Source organism: Micromonospora sp. LOL_025 (genome assembly GCF_048060285.1).
Lineage (GTDB): Bacteria > Actinomycetota > Actinomycetes > Mycobacteriales > Micromonosporaceae > Micromonospora.
This window is the reverse complement of the sequence record NZ_JBHMIR010000017.1, coordinates 76,251-95,301: the sequence shown is the minus strand read 5'-3', so window position 1 is coordinate 95,301 and position 19,051 is coordinate 76,251. Positions and strand designations below refer to the sequence as shown.

The 19,051-nt window shown below is 72.2% G+C and carries 20 protein-coding genes; 4 read left to right on the top strand and 16 right to left on the bottom strand.

From position 1 onward, the window contains the following. Nucleotides 1-112: 112 nt before the first annotated feature. Both ACFHW0_RS20765 and ACFHW0_RS20760 read right to left on the bottom strand, forming a co-directional pair. Nucleotides 113-1,258, bottom strand: a complete 1,146-nt coding sequence (locus tag ACFHW0_RS20765) for an RNA polymerase sigma factor (protein ID WP_416609998.1) — start codon at nt 1,256-1,258, stop codon at nt 113-115. Between the two features lie 4 nt (nt 1,259-1,262). Continuing rightward, entirely contained in the window at nt 1,263-1,670 is a 408-nt protein-coding gene (locus tag ACFHW0_RS20760; RefSeq protein ID WP_121401212.1) for a YciI family protein, read from the bottom strand. A gap of 310 nt (nt 1,671-1,980) precedes the next feature. On the opposite strand from ACFHW0_RS20760, the gene ACFHW0_RS20755 reads away from it, so the two are divergent. After that, on the top strand, nt 1,981-3,378 hold the full coding sequence (locus ACFHW0_RS20755; RefSeq protein ID WP_416609996.1) for an MATE family efflux transporter: 1,398 nt from the start codon (nt 1,981-1,983) through the stop codon (nt 3,376-3,378). Between the two features lie 354 nt (nt 3,379-3,732). Here the strand turns inward: ACFHW0_RS20755 and ACFHW0_RS20750 are convergent, their stop codons facing one another. The 6 genes from ACFHW0_RS20750 to ACFHW0_RS20725 all read right to left on the bottom strand — a co-directional run bounded on the left by ACFHW0_RS20750 (nt 3,733) and on the right by ACFHW0_RS20725 (nt 7,170). Then, nucleotides 3,733-4,230, bottom strand: coding sequence for a hypothetical protein (locus ACFHW0_RS20750; protein WP_416609994.1), 498 nt, complete (start codon nt 4,228-4,230; stop codon nt 3,733-3,735). Between the two features lie 87 nt (nt 4,231-4,317). After that, the gene (locus ACFHW0_RS20745) at nt 4,318-4,491 is read right to left on the bottom strand and encodes a hypothetical protein (RefSeq protein ID WP_416609992.1); all 174 of its coding nucleotides are present in this window, start codon (nt 4,489-4,491) and stop codon (nt 4,318-4,320) included. After that, nucleotides 4,488-5,423 carry a peptidoglycan-binding domain-containing protein gene (locus ACFHW0_RS20740; RefSeq protein ID WP_416609990.1) on the bottom strand — a complete coding sequence of 312 codons (936 nt, stop codon included), beginning with the start codon at nt 5,421-5,423 and terminating at the stop codon, nt 4,488-4,490. The genes ACFHW0_RS20745 and ACFHW0_RS20740 overlap by 4 nt, the downstream gene beginning before the upstream one ends. Next, the gene (locus ACFHW0_RS20735; RefSeq protein WP_416609988.1) at nt 5,420-5,965 is read right to left on the bottom strand and encodes a hypothetical protein; all 546 of its coding nucleotides are present in this window, start codon (nt 5,963-5,965) and stop codon (nt 5,420-5,422) included. The genes ACFHW0_RS20740 and ACFHW0_RS20735 overlap by 4 nt, the downstream gene beginning before the upstream one ends. Further along, a complete protein-coding gene (locus ACFHW0_RS20730; RefSeq protein WP_416609986.1) occupies nt 5,962-6,552 on the bottom strand; it encodes a MauE/DoxX family redox-associated membrane protein in 591 nt (196 codons plus the stop codon). Before ACFHW0_RS20730 ends, ACFHW0_RS20735 begins: the two co-directional genes overlap by 4 nt. Nucleotides 6,553-6,558: 6 nt before the next feature. After that, complete coding sequence (locus ACFHW0_RS20725; RefSeq protein ID WP_416609984.1) at nt 6,559-7,170, bottom strand: hypothetical protein; 612 nt, start codon at nt 7,168-7,170, stop codon at nt 6,559-6,561. 288 nt (nt 7,171-7,458) lie between these two features. On the opposite strand from ACFHW0_RS20725, the gene ACFHW0_RS20720 reads away from it, so the two are divergent. Then, nucleotides 7,459-8,403, top strand: a complete 945-nt coding sequence (locus tag ACFHW0_RS20720) for an acyltransferase domain-containing protein (protein WP_416609982.1) — start codon at nt 7,459-7,461, stop codon at nt 8,401-8,403. 102 nt (nt 8,404-8,505) lie between these two features. Here the strand turns inward: ACFHW0_RS20720 and ACFHW0_RS20715 are convergent, their stop codons facing one another. Both ACFHW0_RS20715 and ACFHW0_RS20710 read right to left on the bottom strand, forming a co-directional pair. After that, the gene (locus ACFHW0_RS20715) at nt 8,506-9,558 is read right to left on the bottom strand and encodes a S1 family peptidase (protein ID WP_416609980.1); all 1,053 of its coding nucleotides are present in this window, start codon (nt 9,556-9,558) and stop codon (nt 8,506-8,508) included. Nucleotides 9,559-10,063: 505 nt separating this feature from the next. Beyond that, nucleotides 10,064-11,584, bottom strand: a complete 1,521-nt coding sequence (locus ACFHW0_RS20710) for a non-reducing end alpha-L-arabinofuranosidase family hydrolase (RefSeq protein WP_416609978.1) — start codon at nt 11,582-11,584, stop codon at nt 10,064-10,066. A 390-nt stretch (nt 11,585-11,974) separates the two neighbouring features. On the opposite strand from ACFHW0_RS20710, the gene ACFHW0_RS20705 reads away from it, so the two are divergent. Both ACFHW0_RS20705 and ACFHW0_RS20700 read left to right on the top strand, forming a co-directional pair. Continuing rightward, on the top strand, nt 11,975-12,808 hold the full coding sequence (locus tag ACFHW0_RS20705; RefSeq protein ID WP_416609976.1) for an SGNH/GDSL hydrolase family protein: 834 nt from the start codon (nt 11,975-11,977) through the stop codon (nt 12,806-12,808). A gap of 76 nt (nt 12,809-12,884) precedes the next feature. Continuing rightward, the gene (locus ACFHW0_RS20700; RefSeq protein ID WP_416609974.1) at nt 12,885-13,214 is read left to right on the top strand and encodes a hypothetical protein; all 330 of its coding nucleotides are present in this window, start codon (nt 12,885-12,887) and stop codon (nt 13,212-13,214) included. A gap of 181 nt (nt 13,215-13,395) precedes the next feature. On the opposite strand, the gene ACFHW0_RS20695 is transcribed toward ACFHW0_RS20700, so the two are convergent. From ACFHW0_RS20695 to ngcE, 6 genes are all read right to left on the bottom strand, one after another. Beyond that, nucleotides 13,396-13,692 carry a hypothetical protein gene (locus ACFHW0_RS20695; RefSeq protein WP_416609972.1) on the bottom strand — a complete coding sequence of 99 codons (297 nt, stop codon included), beginning with the start codon at nt 13,690-13,692 and terminating at the stop codon, nt 13,396-13,398. Between the two features lie 194 nt (nt 13,693-13,886). Further along, a complete protein-coding gene (locus ACFHW0_RS20690; RefSeq protein WP_416609970.1) occupies nt 13,887-14,444 on the bottom strand; it encodes a dihydrofolate reductase family protein in 558 nt (185 codons plus the stop codon). Between the two features lie 127 nt (nt 14,445-14,571). Then, the gene (locus tag ACFHW0_RS20685) at nt 14,572-15,735 is read right to left on the bottom strand and encodes a carbohydrate-binding protein (RefSeq protein WP_416609968.1); all 1,164 of its coding nucleotides are present in this window, start codon (nt 15,733-15,735) and stop codon (nt 14,572-14,574) included. An 86-nt stretch (nt 15,736-15,821) separates the two neighbouring features. Next, entirely contained in the window at nt 15,822-16,703 is an 882-nt protein-coding gene (locus tag ACFHW0_RS20680; RefSeq protein ID WP_416609966.1) for a carbohydrate ABC transporter permease, read from the bottom strand. After that, nucleotides 16,700-17,626, bottom strand: a complete 927-nt coding sequence (locus ACFHW0_RS20675; protein WP_416609964.1) for a carbohydrate ABC transporter permease — start codon at nt 17,624-17,626, stop codon at nt 16,700-16,702. Before ACFHW0_RS20675 ends, ACFHW0_RS20680 begins: the two co-directional genes overlap by 4 nt. 2 nt (nt 17,627-17,628) lie before the next feature. Then, nucleotides 17,629-19,050 carry an N-acetylglucosamine/diacetylchitobiose ABC transporter substrate-binding protein gene (gene ngcE, locus ACFHW0_RS20670; RefSeq protein ID WP_416609962.1) on the bottom strand — a complete coding sequence of 474 codons (1,422 nt, stop codon included), beginning with the start codon at nt 19,048-19,050 and terminating at the stop codon, nt 17,629-17,631. Between the last annotated feature and the right edge of the window lies 1 nt (nt 19,051).

The window sequence follows — 19,051 nt, the reverse complement described above, 5'->3', positions numbered from 1 at the left end:
GACAGGCAGGCCAGCGCCCTGGCCTCCATCCGGGGGCAGCCCCTGTCGTACGAGGAGGGCGGTGAAGGATTCGGTGCGGTCCTGGACCGCTCGGGGGTCACGCCCCGCCCCCTCAGGGACAGCGGCGGGCGTTGAGCCGGGCGGCCTGGCGCGTCAGATGGTCGCGTTCGGCGAGGTTGGGCGCCTTCTGGGCCGCCTCGGCGTACAACCGTGCCGCCGTCGCCAGGTCGCCGTCGCGCTCGTGCAGGTACGCCGCCGCCGCCGCGTGGCGGGGCAGCGAGTCGTCCAGCGCCGCGAGTGCCGCCAGGCCGGCGCGCGGTCCGTCGGCCTCGCCGACTGCCACCGCGCGGTTGAGCCGGACGACCGGGCTGCCGGTCAGGCGCGCGAGCTCGTCGTACCATTCGACGATCTGCACCCAGTCGGTCTCCCCGGCGGTGGGCGCGTCGGCGTGCAGTGCCGCGATGGCGGCCTGGGCCTGGAACTCGCCCAGCCGGTCGCGGGCGAGGGCCGCCTGGAGCATCTCGACGCCCTCGGTGATCGACGTGGTGTCCCACCGGCCACGGTCCTGCTCGGCGAGCGGCACCAGACTGCCGTCGGGCGCGGTCCGGGCAGCGCGCCGGGCGTGGTGCAGCAGCATGAGGGCGAGCAGCCCCGCCACCTCGGGGTGGTCGATCACGGCCGCGAGCTGCCGGGTGAGCCGGATGGCCTCGGCGGCGAGGTCGACATCGCCGGAGTAGCCCTCGTTGAAGACCAGGTAGAGGACGCGCAGTACGGTCGCGACGTCACCGGGCCGGTTGAACCGCACGCCGGAGACGGTGCGCTTGGCCCGGCTGATGCGTTGCGCCATGGTCGCCTCGGGCACCAGGTAGGCCTGGGCGATCTGGCGGGTGGTCAGCCCGCCGACGGCACGCAGCGTCAGCGCGACCGCGGACGACGGCGTCAGGGACGGGTGGGCGCACAGGAAGTAGAGCTGGAGCGTGTCGTCCACCGTGGGCGCGGGCCCGGGCGCCGGTTCCTCGTCGACCAGGGCCTCACGCCGACGGCGGGCGACGTCCGCCCGGGTCGCGTCGAGGAACCGCCGCCAGGCCACGGTGACCAGCCAGCCCTTGGGATCCCGCGGCGGGTCGGCCGGCCAGGTGCGGACCGCCTCGACCAGCGCGTCCTGTACGGCGTCCTCGGCCGCCGCGAAGTCGGCTCCGCGGCGGACGAGGACCCCGAGCACGCTGGGGGTGAGGCTCCGGAGCAGGGCCTCTTCCATCAGGTCACTCGGTGATGGTGGGCGGCGCGGTCAGGAACGGGCGCAGCTCCAACCACTCGTGGATCGGCTTCCCGCCCGCCCCGGGGGCGGCCGACAGCTCCCCGGCCAGCTCGACGGCGCGCTCGTAGCTGTCGACGTCGATCACCATCCAGCCGGCGATGAGGTCCTTGGTCTCGGCGAACGGGCCGTCGGTGACCGGCGGGCGCCCCTCACCGTCGTACCGGACGAACGTCCCCTCGGGGGCGAGCGCCTGACCGTCGACGAACTCGCCGGTCCCCTCGAGCCGGGTCGCGAAGTCCTGCATGTACTGCATGTGCGCCGAGATCTCCTCCGGCGTCCACTGCTCCATGGGTACGTCGTTGACCGCGGCCGGGGCACCCCTGTAGTGCTTGAGCAGCAGGTATTTTGCCATCGTGTTTCCTCTCGGCGCTGGCGCGAACCCATTCTGGTCGCGTTCACTGCGGGGACGGAGCCGGTCGCGGATTCTCGACATCGCCGTCCGGGTCTTCCTGGATCCCGTACCCGGGCCTGGTGAGCCGCCTATCGGTGTCCGGCTCTCCACGCTGTGGCGCGGGGGGCACCTCCGCCCATCATCGCCGGACACGTCGCCGGGTCGTGACCGACGCGCCACAGGTTCGAGCATCCCCAGGATCCGGTGTGCGCCGGCTCCTGCATGACGTACTCGATCGATCAGCGACGACAGCAGAAGGTCGGAGGACTCCGTGACCGGGCAGGAACCGGCGAACCAGCGCGGCGACGCGAGAAAGATCGCCGCATTGGCCGCGCCGCTGTACCTTTCGATGATCGCGGCGTCCGTCAGCGCGCTGGTGAACACGGCCGCACTGGGCCGGTTCGGCACGGTGGCCCTCGCGGCGTTCGCGCTGACCGGCGCCGTCTACTTCCCGGCGACCGCCGCGGTCACCGGAGCGGTACGCGGCGTCATGCCGTTCGTGTCGGCGTCGGCCCACGACCGTGACGGCGTGATCAAGGTGGTCCGTGACGGCACCTGGCTCGCCGTCACGATCGGCCTGCTCGGCGCGGCCGCCGTGTCCGGGGCGGGCCTGCTGGCGCGTTCCAGTGGCGTACCGGACGAGACGATCGCCGAGTTGGGCCACTTCCCGCTGCTGATGGCCGGGTCCGTGCTGCTGGGCTCGATCGCCGCGATGGCCTCCTCGAGCCTCGTCGGCCTGGGACACAGCAGGATCGTGATGCGGGCCGGTCTGGTCGCGGCCGCGTGCACGGCCGTGCTGTCGTTGCTGCTGGTCAACGGAATCGGGCCGCTGCCGGCTCTCGGACTGGTGGGTTCGGGCGTGGCCACGCTGGTGGCGAACCTGGCCACCTGTGTGATGACCATGCTCGGCCTGCGCGCCAGGCTCGACACCCCGTTGTCGGGCCTCGCCATAGCCAGGCTGCACCCCGACCGGGTGCTCGAGTTGGCCAAGGTCGGCATCCCGATGGCCGGCACCGTACTGGTCAAGTTCGGCGTCCTCGGCGTGCTCGCGTTCGCCGCCGCCCGGATCAGCACGACCGCCGCCGCCGCGCACAGCATCGCCACGGCGTTGGTCGGTCTGACCTTCGCCGCTGCCGTCGCGGTCGGTCAGGCGGGCATCCCGCTCGTCAGCAGCCGGGCCGCGACCGCCGACATCCCGGGGGTCCGCCGCAGCGTGCGGGCCGGGCTGCTGGTCGCCGCCACCGTGGTCGGGACGCTGTGCGCACTGCTGGTCGTCCTGCGTCCCGTGTTTCTCCCGCTGTTCACCGTGGATCCCGACGTCCGCGAGGTGATGGTCGGACTGATGCCGGTCGTGGCCCTGGCCATCCTCGGCGACGGCCTCCAGGCCGTCCTCGGCTTCGGCCTCACCGGCCTCAAGCGCACCGTGCCGAGCTTCCTCGTGTTCTCTGTCCTCTACGGCGTGCTCGCCGTGATCGCCCTGCCGGTCGCCTCCGTCACGGGCATCATCGGGCTCTGGACCGCACTCGTGGTCATCAACGTGCTGGTCGGGATCGGCCAGGGCACCGCGTTCCTGCGCGTCAGCGGCGGGCTGCGGAAGCCTGCGCCGGGTGTGACGAGCCCGTCGTGCTCCGCAGCGGGCGCGCGAGCGGCCCGCTGCGGACCCGGATGAAGCGCCCGTTGGCCTCGGGGCTGCCGGCCGAGTCGCTGGCGGCCGAGGCCGGGCACCGTGGGGTGAAGGTCGCCATCCCGCTTCGCGGACGTGGTCTGGCGGCTCGGCCAGACGGAGTCGGCGCCGCTACGGCTGCCGGCGGGACCGGACTCGCCGCGCAAGACTCCGTCCGGTCCCCGGGTTGCCGCAGCCACCGACTCCGGCAGGCATCTGTCCGGAACGTGGCCGCCGAGGGTCGAGCGGGCCGTTGATCCCCACCGGGTACGCCACCCCGCAGTGTCGGGGCGACGCCCGAGTCGGGGCCTCGGCACGCACGACACGTGCGGTGGAGGGCGTCGCAGCGGCGCGCCGCGTTCAGAACTGCCGCACGGCCAGGAGGCCGAGGGCGACCACGAGCACGACGCCCGCCGTGACGGTGATCGTGCGGATCCGTACCCGCAGGTCGGCGTCCCACCTGTCGCCGGTGCCGGCGGCGCGGCGGGCCAGCGGGGTCATCGCGCGTCCGACCCCGAACCCGATCCCGGCGAGCATCGCGACGTGCAGGCGCTGACCGCCGAGGAGCAGGGCGACCGCCAGCACGTACGGAGCACTCGCCGAGACGTAGGTGCGGACTCCGGTGCCCATCTCGAAGCCGAACTGCAGCGCCCCACGCCGCAGGCTGCGCTGAAGCACGTCCTGCGGCACCTGCCGGGCGTTCTGCGGCAGCCGGATCGACACCAGGCCCACCTCGCGGAGCAGCCCCAGCACCGCCACCGCCACGATGCCCGCGTGCCGCCACGGGACGGGCAGGGGCGCGGACAGGCCGGAGAGCAACCCCAGCACCGACCCGCTGAGCAGACCACCGGCGATCAACCCTACGACGAACAGGCTGAGGACGACGCCCTGCCGATCTCGATCCCGCCACCCGGGCGAGGCCAGCGCGTGCGCGCTGTTGTGCGTTCAAACGGAGCCGGAGAGCGTGTAACCCGCGAGCCCTCCGATCATCGCCCAGGTGAGCACGTGTCCGTACGCGGCGGCGGCGAAGGCACCGGCGGCGAGCAGCACGAGGGGTACGAGGGGGTCGCCGGCCCGGCGCAGCGCCGCCCGGGCGTGCCCCGGCAGTGTCCGGGTCACACGGCGGCGCCGGTCAGCGTCCGCCAGGAGTTGACCCCGATCACCCCGTCGACCGTCAGCCCGTTCTGCCGCTGGAAGTCGCGCGCCGCGCTGTCCGTCGCCGGGCCGAAGGCCCCGTCGACCACCAGCGCGTAGCCGCGCCTGTTCAGCTGGCGCTGCGCGGCGCTGACGGCGTGGCCGCTGTTCCCGGAGCGGACCGTGGTCACGAGCGCCGGCCAGGTGGTCGCGTTGACGACACCGGTGGCGCCAAGGCCGGCCGCCGCCTGGAAGCTCTTCACCTTCGCCTCGGTGTCGGCACCGAAGATCCCGTCGATCTCGGTCGCGTGCCCACGGACGGTCAGCAGGTGCTGCACGGTGTAGACGTTCACCCCGGTGTTGCTCCGCCGGGTGGTGGGCCAGCTGGCCGTGCCCAGGCATCCGCACTTGGTGTTCCAACGGCAGATCGACTTCACCCAGCCGGAGCTGGTCTTCTTGTACCCGTCGTGGCACCGGCGTTCGACCGAGCAGGCGCAGGCGCCGCACGCCCCGTTGTAGGCCCACAGCCAGCCGTCGTAGGTGCCGCCGTAGCACTGGTTCGGCCGCAGGATCCAGGTGACGCCGTCGTTCTTGTGGAATCCGGCGTACGTCCCGCTGGTGTTGCAGGAATCGGCGAAGATCGTGCTCGGGCCGCACCCCGGTGAGCAGTTGTGGTCGCTGGCGTACGTCGGGCACCCGGCATAGATGGTGTAGCCGTCGGCGTACGCGCGGCGGGCCGCCGGGAACACACTGAGCGCGGCCATCCCCACCGCGGTGCCCGCCCGGAGCAGGGTGCGCCGCGACAGTTCCCACCCGGCGCGCCTTCGGCCGCCCGGCTGCACCGGGACCCGCCGGACGGCGGGCCCGGTCCCCGGGTCGTCTCCGCGCAGCCAGGGGACGGTGTCGATACCGGTCATGCCCGATCTCCCTGATTCGTGGCGACCGCCGGTGCGGGGCCGCCGGGTGGGCTGTCGACTTCGTCGAGCAGGCGGTGCAGTGCCGCGCGGGAGCCGAGCGGCTCGGCCCGGAGCACCCGCCCGGCCCGGTCGACGACGGTGGCGAACGGGGTGGCGAGGGCGTCGTAGCGTTCGAACAATTCCGCCTGTCCACCGAGCACGGTGATCGGCAGCTCCGCCGCCCGCGCCGGAGGGTCCTCCCGGTAGAGGACCCGGAACTCCAGGCCGGGGCGGACGTGGTCGCTCGCCTCGGCCAGCACCTCGGTGCACGTCCCGCAGTCGGGTTCCAGGAAGAGCAGCACCAGCGGAACCGCCGGTGCCGCCGGCGCCAGCCGGGCGAATTCGGGGGCTGGTGCGCCCGGCCGCAGACCGACCGACTCGGGACGACGCTGGACCGCCCCGCTCGACAGCGCGTGCACCTGACGTACCAGGCCCGAGACCGTGAACGCCAGCAGGAGTATCGCGATCCAGCTCAGGATCAGTGCGCTGGTCTGGAAGCTCATCCGGGCAGGCCCCCCTCTGTCGTGCCGATGGAGCGGCGGGTCGTGGGCCGCCGGGCTGTCGCCGTCGCCGGCTCGTACATCGCGGCGGGCAGGTGCCACAGCAGCGCGGTGAACGTGGCGGAGGCCAGCAGCACGACGGCCAGTGCGGCGTCGGCGCGATCCACCGGGACGATCGAGCCGGACAGGAGCAGCGCGACCAGTGCCAGCCCGGCGAGGACCGCCGCCCGCGCCACCACCCAGCCGGTCATCGGCAGTTCGATCCGGGAGCATCCGCACGACCCGGCGCGCCCGGTCGACCTCACGTACAGGCCGTAGCCGGCGTACAGGGCGAGTAGCGCGACGCTGCCGCCGAGGACGGCGGCGAGCAGGCCCTCGCCGGCGGGGTGGAGCAGCGCCACGATCCCGGCGCCGGCGAGCAGGCCCTCGCCGGCGATGGCGATGGCGGCGACCGCGACCGGAGCCGGAAGCACCCGGTGCGCGGCCAGGGCCCCGGCGAGCGCCGCCGGCCGTGACAGGTGCTCGGTGGTGCTGACGAGCAGGGTGAACAGGACGGTGTACGTGGCGACACCGGCCAGCAGTCCGGACATCCCGACCTACCGGGCGGTCTGGACGCGGAGCCGGCCGACCAGGGTGGGCACCTGATCCATGTCCGTGTCGGCGAACGGCACCAGACTGAGCCAGGCGTCCGCCGCAGCCAGTACGAAGTAGGGCTGCCCGTCGGGCAGCACGTCCCGGAAGAGTTCGCCCGCCTGCGTCTGCAGGCCACGCCAGGTGGGCAGTTGCCCGGCACGCTGCTTGGTGAGCGGTGCGATCTCCAGCAGACCGAGCCCGGGAACCTCCTTGAGCACGGTGGCGGGTTCGGCGAACTCGGCCGCGGTCTTCGAGGTCGGGCGCAGGGCCAGCCCGTCGTCGCGCTCCTCGATGCGCAGTGCCCGCAACGCCCCGAGCAGGTCGGTGGTCGCCGCGCCGTACATCTCGGTGAAGAAGCAGTGCCGCCGCCCCCGCCAGACCGCCACGAGCCGCTCCTCGGCCAGCTGGATCTGCGGGTCGTACGACCGGATGCGCGCGGTCAGCAGCGTTCCGCCCTGGTAGGTGAGTTCCTCGTCGAACGTCTCGACGCCGAGCGTCCGGGCCACGTCGTCCGCGAGCCCGATCGCGCCGGCCGTGAACTCGTGCAGCCGGCCGCCGATCGTCACGTCGGCCACGGATGTGAACGGTGCGCTGAGGTCGAGTGCACCATCGAGCAGGAAACGACCATGATCGATCGCCCGATGCGTCACCGGCGTCCCTCTGGCTGCCATGCGACCGCCCTTCGTCCGGGTCCGGAACTTACCAACGGCACGGTATACGGATGCGTAAATATATGACAAGGTCAATCGCTGTCACGGTGCGGTGACAGCTCCGGCCCCGGAAGGCCCGACGCTGCGGGCGGCGGCGCCCGGCCCGAGCGGTACGGGCAGGGGAAGACGCCGACCGGCCGGTAGGGTTTCCGCGTGGACCTGGCCGACACCGCCGCCCGGCTCGGCGTACCCGTCGAGGACGTCGACCGCGTACACCGGCTCGCCGGCGACCGGCCGTCGGTTCCGCTGCCCGCCAGGGCCGACGCGCCCGCGATCCTCGACCGGCTCGCGGTGCGGCCGGACGACGCCGCGGAGATCCTTGCCGGCTGGCCCGGGTCCGACTCTCCGCTGTGGACTCCGGAGCTGCGCTGGCTGCTCGACCGCTCGATCGCCCTGGTCCGCGCCGATCTCGGGGGCCACGGCTGGCTACCGCCCGGTCCGGCACTGCCGCGCGGGCGGGGCCCCGCCTGGCGCCATCTCTACGTGTACGCGTACCTGGCCCTGGTCGACGTCGTCACGGCGTACCACCGCGACCACGGCATCGCCGACGCCGTGTCGTGGGCGACCCTCGCGGACCTGGGCCGCAACCTCGCGATCGACCGGCGGATGCACGGCGAGGGCTGGCCGGTCATGCAGAGCTGGCTGACGCTGCACGCGCGCGGCGGGATCTACGAGTTGGGCCGGCTGCAGCACCAGCGCGGCGACGCCACCATCCACCTGCACATCCCCGAGTCGGGGCCGATGAGCCCGGAGGCGGTCGAGGCGTCGCTCGACGAGGCCCGCGCGTTCCTCCCGCGGCACTTTCCCGACGAGCGCCACACGGCGTTCTCGTGCGGCTCGTGGCTGCTCGACCCGCAACTGCGGGAGTACCTGCCCGCGGACTCCAACATCGTCCGGTTCCAGCGCAGGTTCGAGCTGGAACCCTACGAGGAGCCGGAAGGGCTGGACGCCGACGTCGAGGTGCGGCGGTTCGTGTTCCGCACCCTGACCACGCCGCTCGACCAACTGCCGCGCCGCACCCTCCTCCAGCGCGCGGTCGTCGACCACCTGAAGGCCGGCCGCCACTGGCGGTGGCGCCGCGGCACCTTCCCGGTCTAGCCACGCCCCCGGGTTGCGCACCGGTCAGCCGGATCGGCGGCACGGGCGCGGACACGGGGGCGGGGCCGCCGGTGTCCGGCGGCCCCGCTGGTGTGCCGTCGCTCAGACGATCTCCACTCCGTAGACGCTGAGCGCCTCGGTGACCGGCTGGAAGTAGGTGGTCCCGCCGGAGGAACAGTTACCGCTGCCACCCGAGGTCAGGCCCAGGGCGGTACTTCCGCTGAAGAGCGCGCCGCCGCTGTCGCCCGGCTCGGCGCAGACCGTGGTGCGGATCAGGCCGCTGACGCTGCCCTCGGCGTAGTTCACCGTGGCGTCGGTCGCCTCGACGGCACCGCCGTGCAGGCCGGTGGTGCTGCCGGAGCGCTGCACCGACTGCCCGACGAAGGCGTCGGCCGCGCCGGTGATGTCGCGGGTCGTGCCGTCGTACAGGTACACGCTGCCGTCGGCGGCGGCCGGGTTGGTGTGCTGCACGATGCCGTAGTCGTCGCCGGGGAAGCTGCCGGTGCCGCCGGTGCCGAGCAGGTTGCCCTGCCCCGAGTCGGCGTACCAGTTGGCGGTGATGTCGGTACAGTGCCCGGCGGTGAGGAAGTAGTGGGTGTCCCCGCTGCGGACGTTGAAGCCCAGCGAGCAACGACCGCCACCCTCGGCGTAGATGGCCTCGCCGCCGGCGGCCCGGGTGCTCAGCGTGCCGGCCTCCCGCTGGATGCGGACGGTGCCGCCGAGCCGCTCCGCGACGGCCTCGACACGTTCCAGCTTCGCGCCGGTCACCGTGCTGTCGACGGAGACCACGACCTGGTTGGTCGCCGGATCGGTCCACCACGCGGTGCCTGGCACCCGCGCGGCGCTGTTCAGCGTGGTGGTGGCGCGGGCGAGGTCGTCCGCACCGCGGGCGACGAGCTTCGGGGTCGCGCCGGCCGCGCGGACCTTGCGGGCAGCGGCGTCGTCGGTCACGGTGACGACCATGGCGCCGTCGGCCCCGGCGTACGCCCCGCCGGAGCGGTCGCCGAGTGCGGCGGCGAGCGCGGAGGCCTGGTCGGGGGAAGCGGGCGTAGCGGGCGCTGCCTGGGCGGGACTGCTGGTCAACGTGCCGACGACCAGCGCGCCAGCCACCGACAGTGCGGTGGCGCGGTGCAGCGGAGACCCGGAGAGTCGCATGTGGTACCTCCATGGAGCTGAGCACGGGCTGCCTTTCAGGTAGCCCCGGGCACCCGATCGGCTGACGAGGCTCACCCGACCGGAGGCGTCGATCTATTCATAGATCTCATATTGATTGCAAGAGTGACGGTTGGCCTGACTCGGCCGCTTCTCATACCTTGGGTCCGGACAGCCCGACGAGTGGCGTCTGCGGCGATTAGTGGCTATTCGCCACGACTTGGCAGGTCAGCGAGCCCGGCCCGCGACCCGCCCGACGGCTCCCGCCACTCACCCCGACCGGATGGCGGGACGAGGTCGCCACATCGAAAAACGGCCGACGGCGGTCGGCCGGCACCGGGCACGTCGACCCCTCCCCCGCCGCCGTGGCCCGGGGCGGGCTCGGCCGTGCGCCGAGCCGAGCCCGCCCCTCCAGTTCCACCCGGTCCCGACCGTGCGCCCCCTGTCGTTCGGCCCACCTCGTTGCCGCGGACGTCAGGACCAACCGAGCCGGACCGGTGTCACGCCCTCAGCGCTGCAGGGTCAGCAGACCCGGCCGGTAGGGCAGGCGGCCGTAGTCGCCACCGGAGTCGGGGGCACGGCCCTGGTAGAGCAGCCGCAGGTTGCAGGGATCGACGGTCATGGTCTGATCGGCGTTGCTGCGAATCAGTTCGCCGTGGCTGATGTCGTTGGTCCAGGTGGCGCCGCTGTTGGCCTTGCCGGCGAAGGGGTTGCTCTCGGTCGCGGCCTGCGGCGTCCACGTACCGCCCAGACTGGTGGCCGTGAACGAGCGGAAGTAGCGACCCTGCGAGCCGATCGCCTCGACGAGCATGAGGTACCGGTCCTGGCCCTGGAGCTTGTAGACCTGAACCGCTTCGAAGAGGTTGTTCGTCGTGTCGCTCATGATCACCGTCGAGGTCGAGCCGAAGCTGCCCGGGAAGTTGCCGATCGGCATGCTGGCCCGGTAGATCCTGCCGTTGTCCCCGGCGAAGAACAGGTACATGTTGGTGCTGTCCCCGATGACAGCCTGGTCGATGGGGCCGGTGCCGGAGTCGGAGATGCTCCCGGAGAAGAGCGTCTGCGGCGACGACCAACTGTTTACATTGGTCGGGTCGCTCGACGTCCGGTAGGAGAAGGCGGGTCCGCCCCACTGGTAGGCGAGAACCCAGATGTTCCTGGGGGCGAAGTAGAACAGTGACGGCGCGACGGCCGAGAAGGGCATCTGGTTCTGGCTGGCCGAGGCCATGTCGGACCAGTTCGTGAAGAGGCCGAAGTTCATCGAGCCCCACGTCGTCCCCGTGTCGTGCGTGGTCGCGTAGACGAGCTGCCGGCCGTTGTAGGGGGCGTGGGTGAAGTCCTTCAGTGACACCCAGCCCGCCCTCGGCTGCGCCAGCGGACCCGTCGACGACCACCGGTACGCAGACGGCAGAGCGCACGTGCCGGGCGGCGGCGTGGTGGGGTTGCCCCCGCCGTCGACGCGGACGAGTTGCCACTGCTGGTTGTTGCCGTTCCAGTCGTCGTACTGCACGATGTTCCCGCCGTCGGCGGTCGAGGCGCCCTGCACCTCCACCACCTTGCCGCTGTTCCGGTTGATCAGGCGGACGTAGCCACCGGCGGAGTCGGCCAACCGGAACTGCTGGTTCGTCGAGTTGCCGTCGGCCCACTGCACGATGCCGGCACCGTTGGCGGTCGAGAAGTTGTAGACGTCGAGCACCTTGCCGGACAGCCGCGACCGCAGCCGGTAGTAGCCACCGCCGGAGTCCACGAACTGCCACTGCTGCTGGTTGCCGTTGTTCCGCGTCCACTGCACGATCCGCGCGCCGTCGTTCGTGGCCAGGTTGTACACGTCCAGGGCCTTGCCACTGTTGCGGTTGACCAACACGTACCACGCGCTCGGGTCGACCGTCGCCGCGGCGGCGGGTGCCGACGACACCACCGCCGCGACGGCACCACCGAGCAACACGGCCATGCCGGCGGCGACGATCCGCAGCCACCAGCCACGCCCGCGCGACGGCGGCGCGACCGGTGGAGCTCCACCTGAAGCAGACATGATCCTCCTTCGATGAGAATTGCCAACGGGATGCCCGAGGACGGGCGTACCGCGATGCGTGACCGGGGCGCGGGCGCACGGGAGTTAGCGCTAATGCGGCTGGTGCGCCCTGGTGCACGCCTGGTCCACGCGACGAGCCGGGCCTGCCCGGTAAGCCACACTGTCGCCGCCCTTAGTCATCGACTGTGAGCGATAACATGCCGATCGTCAAGCGGCAACTCTCGGCCTCACCAGGCGGGCGGCGGCGCAGCGTGCGACTGGTAGCCGCCGCAGCGCGGCGACGGCTGGAGTCGCGGTCGCGCGCCGCTGCATCAGTCGAACGGCATCTATCCCAACACATCGATGTAGTGCTATTAATCGTTCACCAACCGGCGGACGATGGAGGGGTACATGACCAGAACCCGGATGCTGACCCTGCTCGCAGGCGTTCTCTCCGCGACACTCGCGCTACTCGGGCTGGCCAACCCGGCGCAGGCCGCCGGCCACCACTACGTGGCGCTCGGCGACTCGTACGCCTCAGGTGTCGGCGCCGGCAGCTACACCTCGGAGAGCGGCACCTGCAAACGCAGCACCAACGCGTTCTCCGCCCGCTGGGCGGCGGCCAACGCACCGGCCTCCTACACATCGGTGGCCTGTGCGGGCGCGAAGACGACCGACGTGATCAACTCGCAGGTCGCCGCGCTCAGCTCGCAGACCACCCTCGTCAGCATCACCATCGGCGGCAACGACGCCGGCTTCGGCAACATCATGTCCACCTGCGCCCTCCGCGGCTCCAGCGCCTGCATCGCCGCGGTGGACGCGGCCCAGGCACAGGCCCGGGCGAACCTTCCCGGCCTGCTCGACCGCGCGTACGCCGCGATCCGCGGCAAGGCCCCGAACGCCAGGGTCGTGGTGCTGAGCTACCCGGTCTTCTACCAGCTGGGCACGACCTGCATCGGCATCGGCGAGGCCGCCCGCGCCAAGGTCAACGAGGGCATCAATTTGGTCGACAGCCTGATCTCCGCCGCCGCGGCCCGCGCCGGGTTCACCTTCGCCGACGTACGCAGCATCTTCGTGGGACACCAGATCTGCAGCGGCAACAAGTGGATCCACGCCGTCGACATCCTGAACCTGTCGAACTCGTACCACCCGATGGTCACCGGGCAGACCAACGGTTACCTGCCGGTGTTCACCCAGGCGGTCGGCCAGTCCGCCACGGCCAAGAAGGCCGCCGCCAGGGTGTAGCCCGCAGGGCTGGCCCGTTCGCACGGTCGGCACGAGCCCGCGCGCCCGAAGCCATGCGCACCAGCACGGGAGCCAGTTGAAGACGACCAGTACGTGCCGCGAGGTCTCCGGTTCGGGCCTGTTCTCGCCGAACAGCCCCTTACCGGAGACCTCGCCATTGCTCGGCGGCGCCGTCGCCGCGCCGCTGCTGGCGGCGGGCACCTCCGCCGTACCGCTGCTGCTGGGGGCGATGGCGCTCGCCTCCCTGTCCGCCGCGACCGGCCAGGGCGTACCCGCCCTGCGAGCGACCGGCGTCGTGCCGGCCTGTCACAAGGCCGGAGCCCTGGGCCTGTCCAACCTCGCCTACCTGCTCAGCGTCGCGTTCGGACCGGCAATCGCCCTGACGCTCGCGCAGCCGACCGGCTGAGATCCGGCGGCGGCCGGCGCGGTGCCGGCAGACGCCGAGCCCGGCGTCCGGACCTGGGGGCACGAGCTTCGTCGGGAGCGCCGAACCGCTTCCTGTTCGGCAGTGCCGGATGGCGCCGGCCGGGGCCGGCGCCATCCGTCGGGACACAGCCGGACAACGGTGAGCAGGTGAGAGGTCCTACCTACCAGTTGCAGTTGGCGGCCGGGATCCAGCCGTCCTGCCCCGGCGCCTCGGCCCCGTGGCCGTAGTACCAGGTCTGGATGTCACTGCCGCCGTAGATCGAGTGAACGCGGAAGCCTCGCCCCGGGCTCAAGGTGCGCAGGACGTTGCCCCAGGGCTGGTCGCGCAGCCAGGTGGCCTGGTTGGTCACGCAGATGTCACCGGGGCCGTCGCTGGCGGCAGCCGGCGCGGACGCCACCGCCGACCCGGCCGCGACGACGGCCATGACCGCCAGCACGCGTACAACCTTGCGCTTCATGCGTTTCCTCTCGGTCGGATGCCTTGCGAGCCAGCCGATTATGCCCAACACCCCTGACATGACAAGCCGGCCAGCCGAGCAGCCTCAGGGCATGTGGCGGCGAAGCGGCGATCGACAGGCGAGAAGCTCCAGGTGGGACGGCAGCGGTGTCCTGCCCCGGCTCGGCCGCCGGCAGCGTCACCGACCGGTGCGGCTCAGCGGGTCCGGTAGCGCGCGTAGACCAGTCCGCTGCCGAAGGCGCGCTCCTCGGCCAGCTCGAGATCGAGGCGCACGCCGTCGGGGAAGAAGCGCTTGCCGCCGCCGACCACGCTGGTGGTGATGAACAGGTGGTACTCGTCCACCAGGCCGGCCGCGATCGCCTGGGCCGCGAGGTTCGGGCCGTCGACGGTGAGGTCGTGATCAGACTCGGCCTTGAGCCTGCGCACCTCGACCGGGTCGAAGGTCCGCTCGATCCTGGTCTTCGCGCTGGACACCGACTCCAGCGTCGTGGAGTACACGATCTTCTCCGCGGCCTGCCAGTCGCGGGCGTACTGGAGGATGTGCGGCGGCTGGTCGGGCTCGGTGTGCGCGGTCTCCCAGTAGACCATCGTCTCGTACATCCGTCGGCCGTAGAGGTACGTGCCGACGGGGCGGAAGAGGTCGTTGATGAAGGTGTGCACCTCCTGGTCGTCGGCCCCGGTGCCGAGGCCGCCCTCCGCCGCCTCGGCGTAGCCGTCGAGCGAGGTGACCATCGAGTAGATGAGCTTCGCCATGCGTCTCCTTCGGGTACGAGCGCTCAGTCTGCCAGCGGTCCCGCAGGCGGCCGCGGCGGGTGCGACTCGCCGCCGGGTCCCGGGCAGGCCGCCGCCGCCGTGATGACGGCGGCGGCCCGGCACGGGGTCAGCAGGGGCCGAGGTCGCGCCACTGTGCGGTGAGCCCCGGCTCGGAGCCGAGCGTCCACCAGTTCGCCTGCCAGAGCCGGCCGTTGTGCCGCACCCGCTGGCCGCCGAGGTACACCGTGCCCCGGTCCCAGCTCGGCGCGTCGGCACAGTTCGCCGGCGGTGACGAGGGGGGCGGGGACGACGGCGGCGGCGAGGACGGCACGCCGGTGGGCGACGGCGACGACGTGCTCGGCGGCGTCGTGGGGCAGGCGCCGCCCGCGCCGACGGTGTCGGTGTGGGTGGTGCCGGCGGAGCGCTGGCCGGCCACCCGCGCCGCCACCTCGGTCGGCGTCAGCACCTGCCGGTCGGCGAAGTACAGCCAGTCGACCTGCTGGTGGTAGGTGCTGCGCCCGCCGGTGTGGGTGACCAGATCGATGAACCACAGGTTGAAGTTGATCGACATCGGCGTCTCCGGGTAGTACCGGTCGCCGTGGTCGGCCACCAGCTGCCCGTCCACGTAGTACTTCACCCGCCCCTGCGAGACGGTGAACAGCAGGTCGTGCCAGCCGTCGAAGCTGCGGCGCTGCGAGGTGTGGGTGTTGTCGGCCACCCAGGGCTCGTTCTGGTACGTCTCCCAGGTGGTCTGGTAGAAGATCGGGCCCTGTTCGCCCCACCCGCCGTTGGGTAGGTACTCGAAGTCGATCTCGCCGTAGTTCGGGTCCATCGGACGGTCGAGCGGGGTGATCGTGAAGAACGTCTCGACGAGACGATCGCCGTCGTTGCCGGCGACCGGGGCGTCGGCGAAGCGCACCCGGGCCGCGTACGTGCCCTCGAAGAACGCCCGGCGCTGGAACAGTTCGGCGTGGCTGGTGCCGGCGGCTGTCCCGTCCGTGGAGGCGGCGAGCTGGAGCACCTTCTGTCCGCCGGAGGTCGGGAACGAGATGTTGGACGCCGGCCACGAGGCGCCCGGCACGCCGGGGCCGCCGGCGTTGGTGCGCACCGTCCAGTTGCGGGCGGGCAGCGCCGGGTCGGCCGACGACGCGTACGCGAAGTCGTCGAACAGCACGCCGCAGGTTTCGGCCGCGGCGGCGGCGCTGCCGCCGGGGCCGAATGCGGCGAACGCGGCGACGGCGGTGAGTGCCGCCGACGCGGCGGCGAAGGCCGCGCGGGATCTCCGTGACATGGGGGGTCTCCTCACGGTGGGAGGGAAAGGGTACGCGCGGGCGGGCGACGACGACCGCCCGCGCGGTGGAGCCGGACGGAAAGGGCCTACCTGATCGCCCCCGCGGTGAGGCCCGTGCGGATCTGCCGTTGGAAGAGCACGTACGCGGCGAGCACCGGCAGCATCGCGATGGTGAGGCCGGCGAAGAGGCCGCTCCAGTCGCTGCGGTAGCCCTGGCTGACCGACAGTGCGGCCAGGCCCTGTGCGAGCACGTACCGGTCGGGGTCGGGGTTGAGCACCAGCGGGAGCAGGTACTGGTTCCACAGCCCCAGGAAGTTGAAGATGGCGATGCTCACCAGTCCGGGTCGGGCCAGCGGCAGCATCACGCGGACGAGGACGCCCCAGTGCGAGCAGCCGTCGAGGAACGCCGCCTCGGCGAGCGCGGTCGGCAGCGAGCGGAAGAACGCGTGCAGGAAGAAGACCGTGAACGGCAGCGCGTACGCGGTGTAGACGAGGATCAGGCCCGGGTAGGTGCCGAGCAGGCCGAGCTGCTCGACCACGAAGAACAGCGGCACCAGGGCCAGGAACACGGGGAAGAGCAGCCCCGAGACGAACGTGTAGTAGACGATCCGGTTGCCCCGGAACGGGTAGCGAGCCAGGGCGTAGGCGACGGTCGAGCCCAGCACCATGGTGAGGACGAGCGCCGCCCCGACGACGATCGCGCTGTTGCCGACGTACCGGCCGATGGCCGCCTGCTCCCAGGCCCGCGACCAGTTGTCGAACCGCGGCTGCGCCGGCGGCGTCCACGGGCTGGTGAGGATCTCGCGGTCGGTCTTGAGCGAGCTGACCACCGCCCAGAGCAGGGGCAACGTGACGATCGCCGCCCACGTCACGAGGAAGACGTGCGGGCCCCAGGTGCCGCCGCGGCGTCGGCGCCGGGTCGGCGACGCGGGTCGCGCGTCGACGGGCCGTTCGATGAGGGTCGTCATGTGTATTCCACCCGCTCCCGGCGTCCGGCCCGCAACGCCACGACGGCGACGGCGAGCGTGAGGAAGAAGAGCGCGACGCCCATCGCCGCGGCGTAGCCGAACCGCCCGTACGTGAAGGCGTTGCGGTAGAGCCCGAGACCCATCACCTCGGTCGCTCCGTCCGGCCCCCCGGGACCCACGGTCATGATCTGTACGACCGCGAAGCCGTCCAGAGCGAGCACGCCGAGGTAGACGAACGCGACCTGGACGTTGTCCCAGAGCAGCGGCACGACGACGTGCCGCAGGACGGCGAGGCGCCCGGCGCCGTCCAGCACCGCCGCCTCCAGCACCTCGCGCGGGATCGACTCCATCGCGGCGCCGAAGAGCACCATGTAGAAGCCGACCGACGACCAGACCAGCACCGCCATGACCGCCCACAGCGCGACGGCCGGGTCGCCGAGCCAGCTGCGGGCCAGCCCGCCGAGCCCGACCCCGCGCAGAGCGCCGTTGAGCAGCCCGTCGGTGGGGCCGTAGACGAACTGCCAGAGCACCGCGACGATCGGCAGCGAGAGCACCTGCGGCAGGAAGTACGCCACCTTGTACAGCTCGCCGCCGCGGACGGCGGACGGTCCGCCGGCCCCGCCGCGCCCACCGAACGAGACGAGCGCGGCCAGCAGCAGCCCGAGGGCGATGGTGACCGCCGGCACGACGAGGAGCATCAGCCCGTTGTTGCGCAGGGCGGCGCGGAACAGCGGATCGTCGGCCAGCCGGCGGAAGTTGTCCAGCCCGACGAAGCCCACCTCGCCGGAGACGCCGGTCCAGTCGGTGAGAGCCAGGTAGAACGCCTGCGCGTACGGCGAGAGCACGAAGACCGCGTACAGGGCGAGAGCGGGCAGGATCGCACCGGCGAGGAACCGGTTCCGGCCGGATCGGACGGTCCTCATCGCTACCGCTCGTACTTGGTGACGGCGCTGTCGGCCGCGACGCGGTCCGCCGCCCGCTGGATCCGGTCGGCCCACTGGGCCGGCGTGACGCGCCGGGTGACCAGCTCGCCGGTGGCGTCGTCGACCGCCTTGGCCAGGGGCGCGTACCAGGTGCGGAAGCGGTACGCGAACGTGTGCGAGGCGGCCGCGTCGACGGCGGCCTTCACCGAGCCGAGCCCGCTGGAGAGGGTGAGGCCGTCGGTCGCGCCGGTCACCGTGGGCAGGGTGGAGTTCAGCTCGGCGAACCGTCGCGCGGCCGACTTCGAGAACAGGACGCGCAGAAACTCCAGGCCGCCCTGCGGGTTCTTCGCCTTCGCCGGCACGATGAAGGACTCGCTGCTGGCCGCCTGAAGCCCGCTCACCGGCATCCGGTCACCGCCGCCGAGGGACGGCACCGGGGCCATCACCATGTCGAAGCCGTCGGGGGCGATGCCCTTCTGCTCGGCCTCCAGCCAGGACCCGCAGGGAATGATCGCGGCACGGCCCTGGCACCAGGCGGCCTGCGCCTCGGTGTGCGACAACGCCTCCGAGCCGGGCAGGAGGTAGCCGCGCCCGGCCAGCTCGGCGACGGCGGTGGCCGCGTCGAGCAGCGCCGGCTGCTTCCACGCGTTCGGCTCCAGGTTGTCGACCGCCTTGACGAGATCGACCCCGCCGGCCTTGGCCGCCATGGCCAACAAGGGGTCGTTGACGTACTCCGGGTACTTGCCCTGGTACGTCCACGGCGCGGCGCCGGTCTTCCTGATCTCCGCGCAGAGCGCCAGCATCGCGTCCCAGGTCGTCGGGAACGTCCAGCCGTTGCGGGCGAAGAGCGACCGGGAGTACCACAGCCCCCAGACGGTGTAGGTGAAGTTGAGCGTGCGCGGGACGCCGTCGAACGTGCCGTCGTCGACGACGCCCGGCAGCAGGGTGTCGCGCACCTTCGCGCCGCCGCCGTCGAGCGCCGGGGCGTCGAGCAGTTCGCGCAGGTCGGTGAGCTTGCCGGCGGCGACGAGCGTGGCGAGGTCGAGCCGTCCGGCGCCGGTGTTGTCGACCACGTCCGGCGGGGTGTCGGCGACGAACCTCGGTTGGAGCGCCTCGCCCACCTTCTGGATGCCCTTGTGGTCGACCGTCGCACCCGGGTGCCGCTGCTGGTAGAGCTTCTCGGCGTGGACGGCGTAGTCGTCGCCGTAACCGCCCTTGAAGACGACGACCTCGAGCGGTGTCGCGTCGGGCACGCCGAGCGGGTTCTCGGCGCTCTTCGTGCCCTCGGCCGCGGGGGCGCCGTCGTCACCGCCGCCGGCGGTCACGCATCCGGCCAGGGGCACGGCCGCGGCGACGGCGGCGCCCGCGCGCAGGAGGGTGCGCCGGGTGGTGGGGTGGCGTCCGTGCGGAGAAGAGGGGTTCATG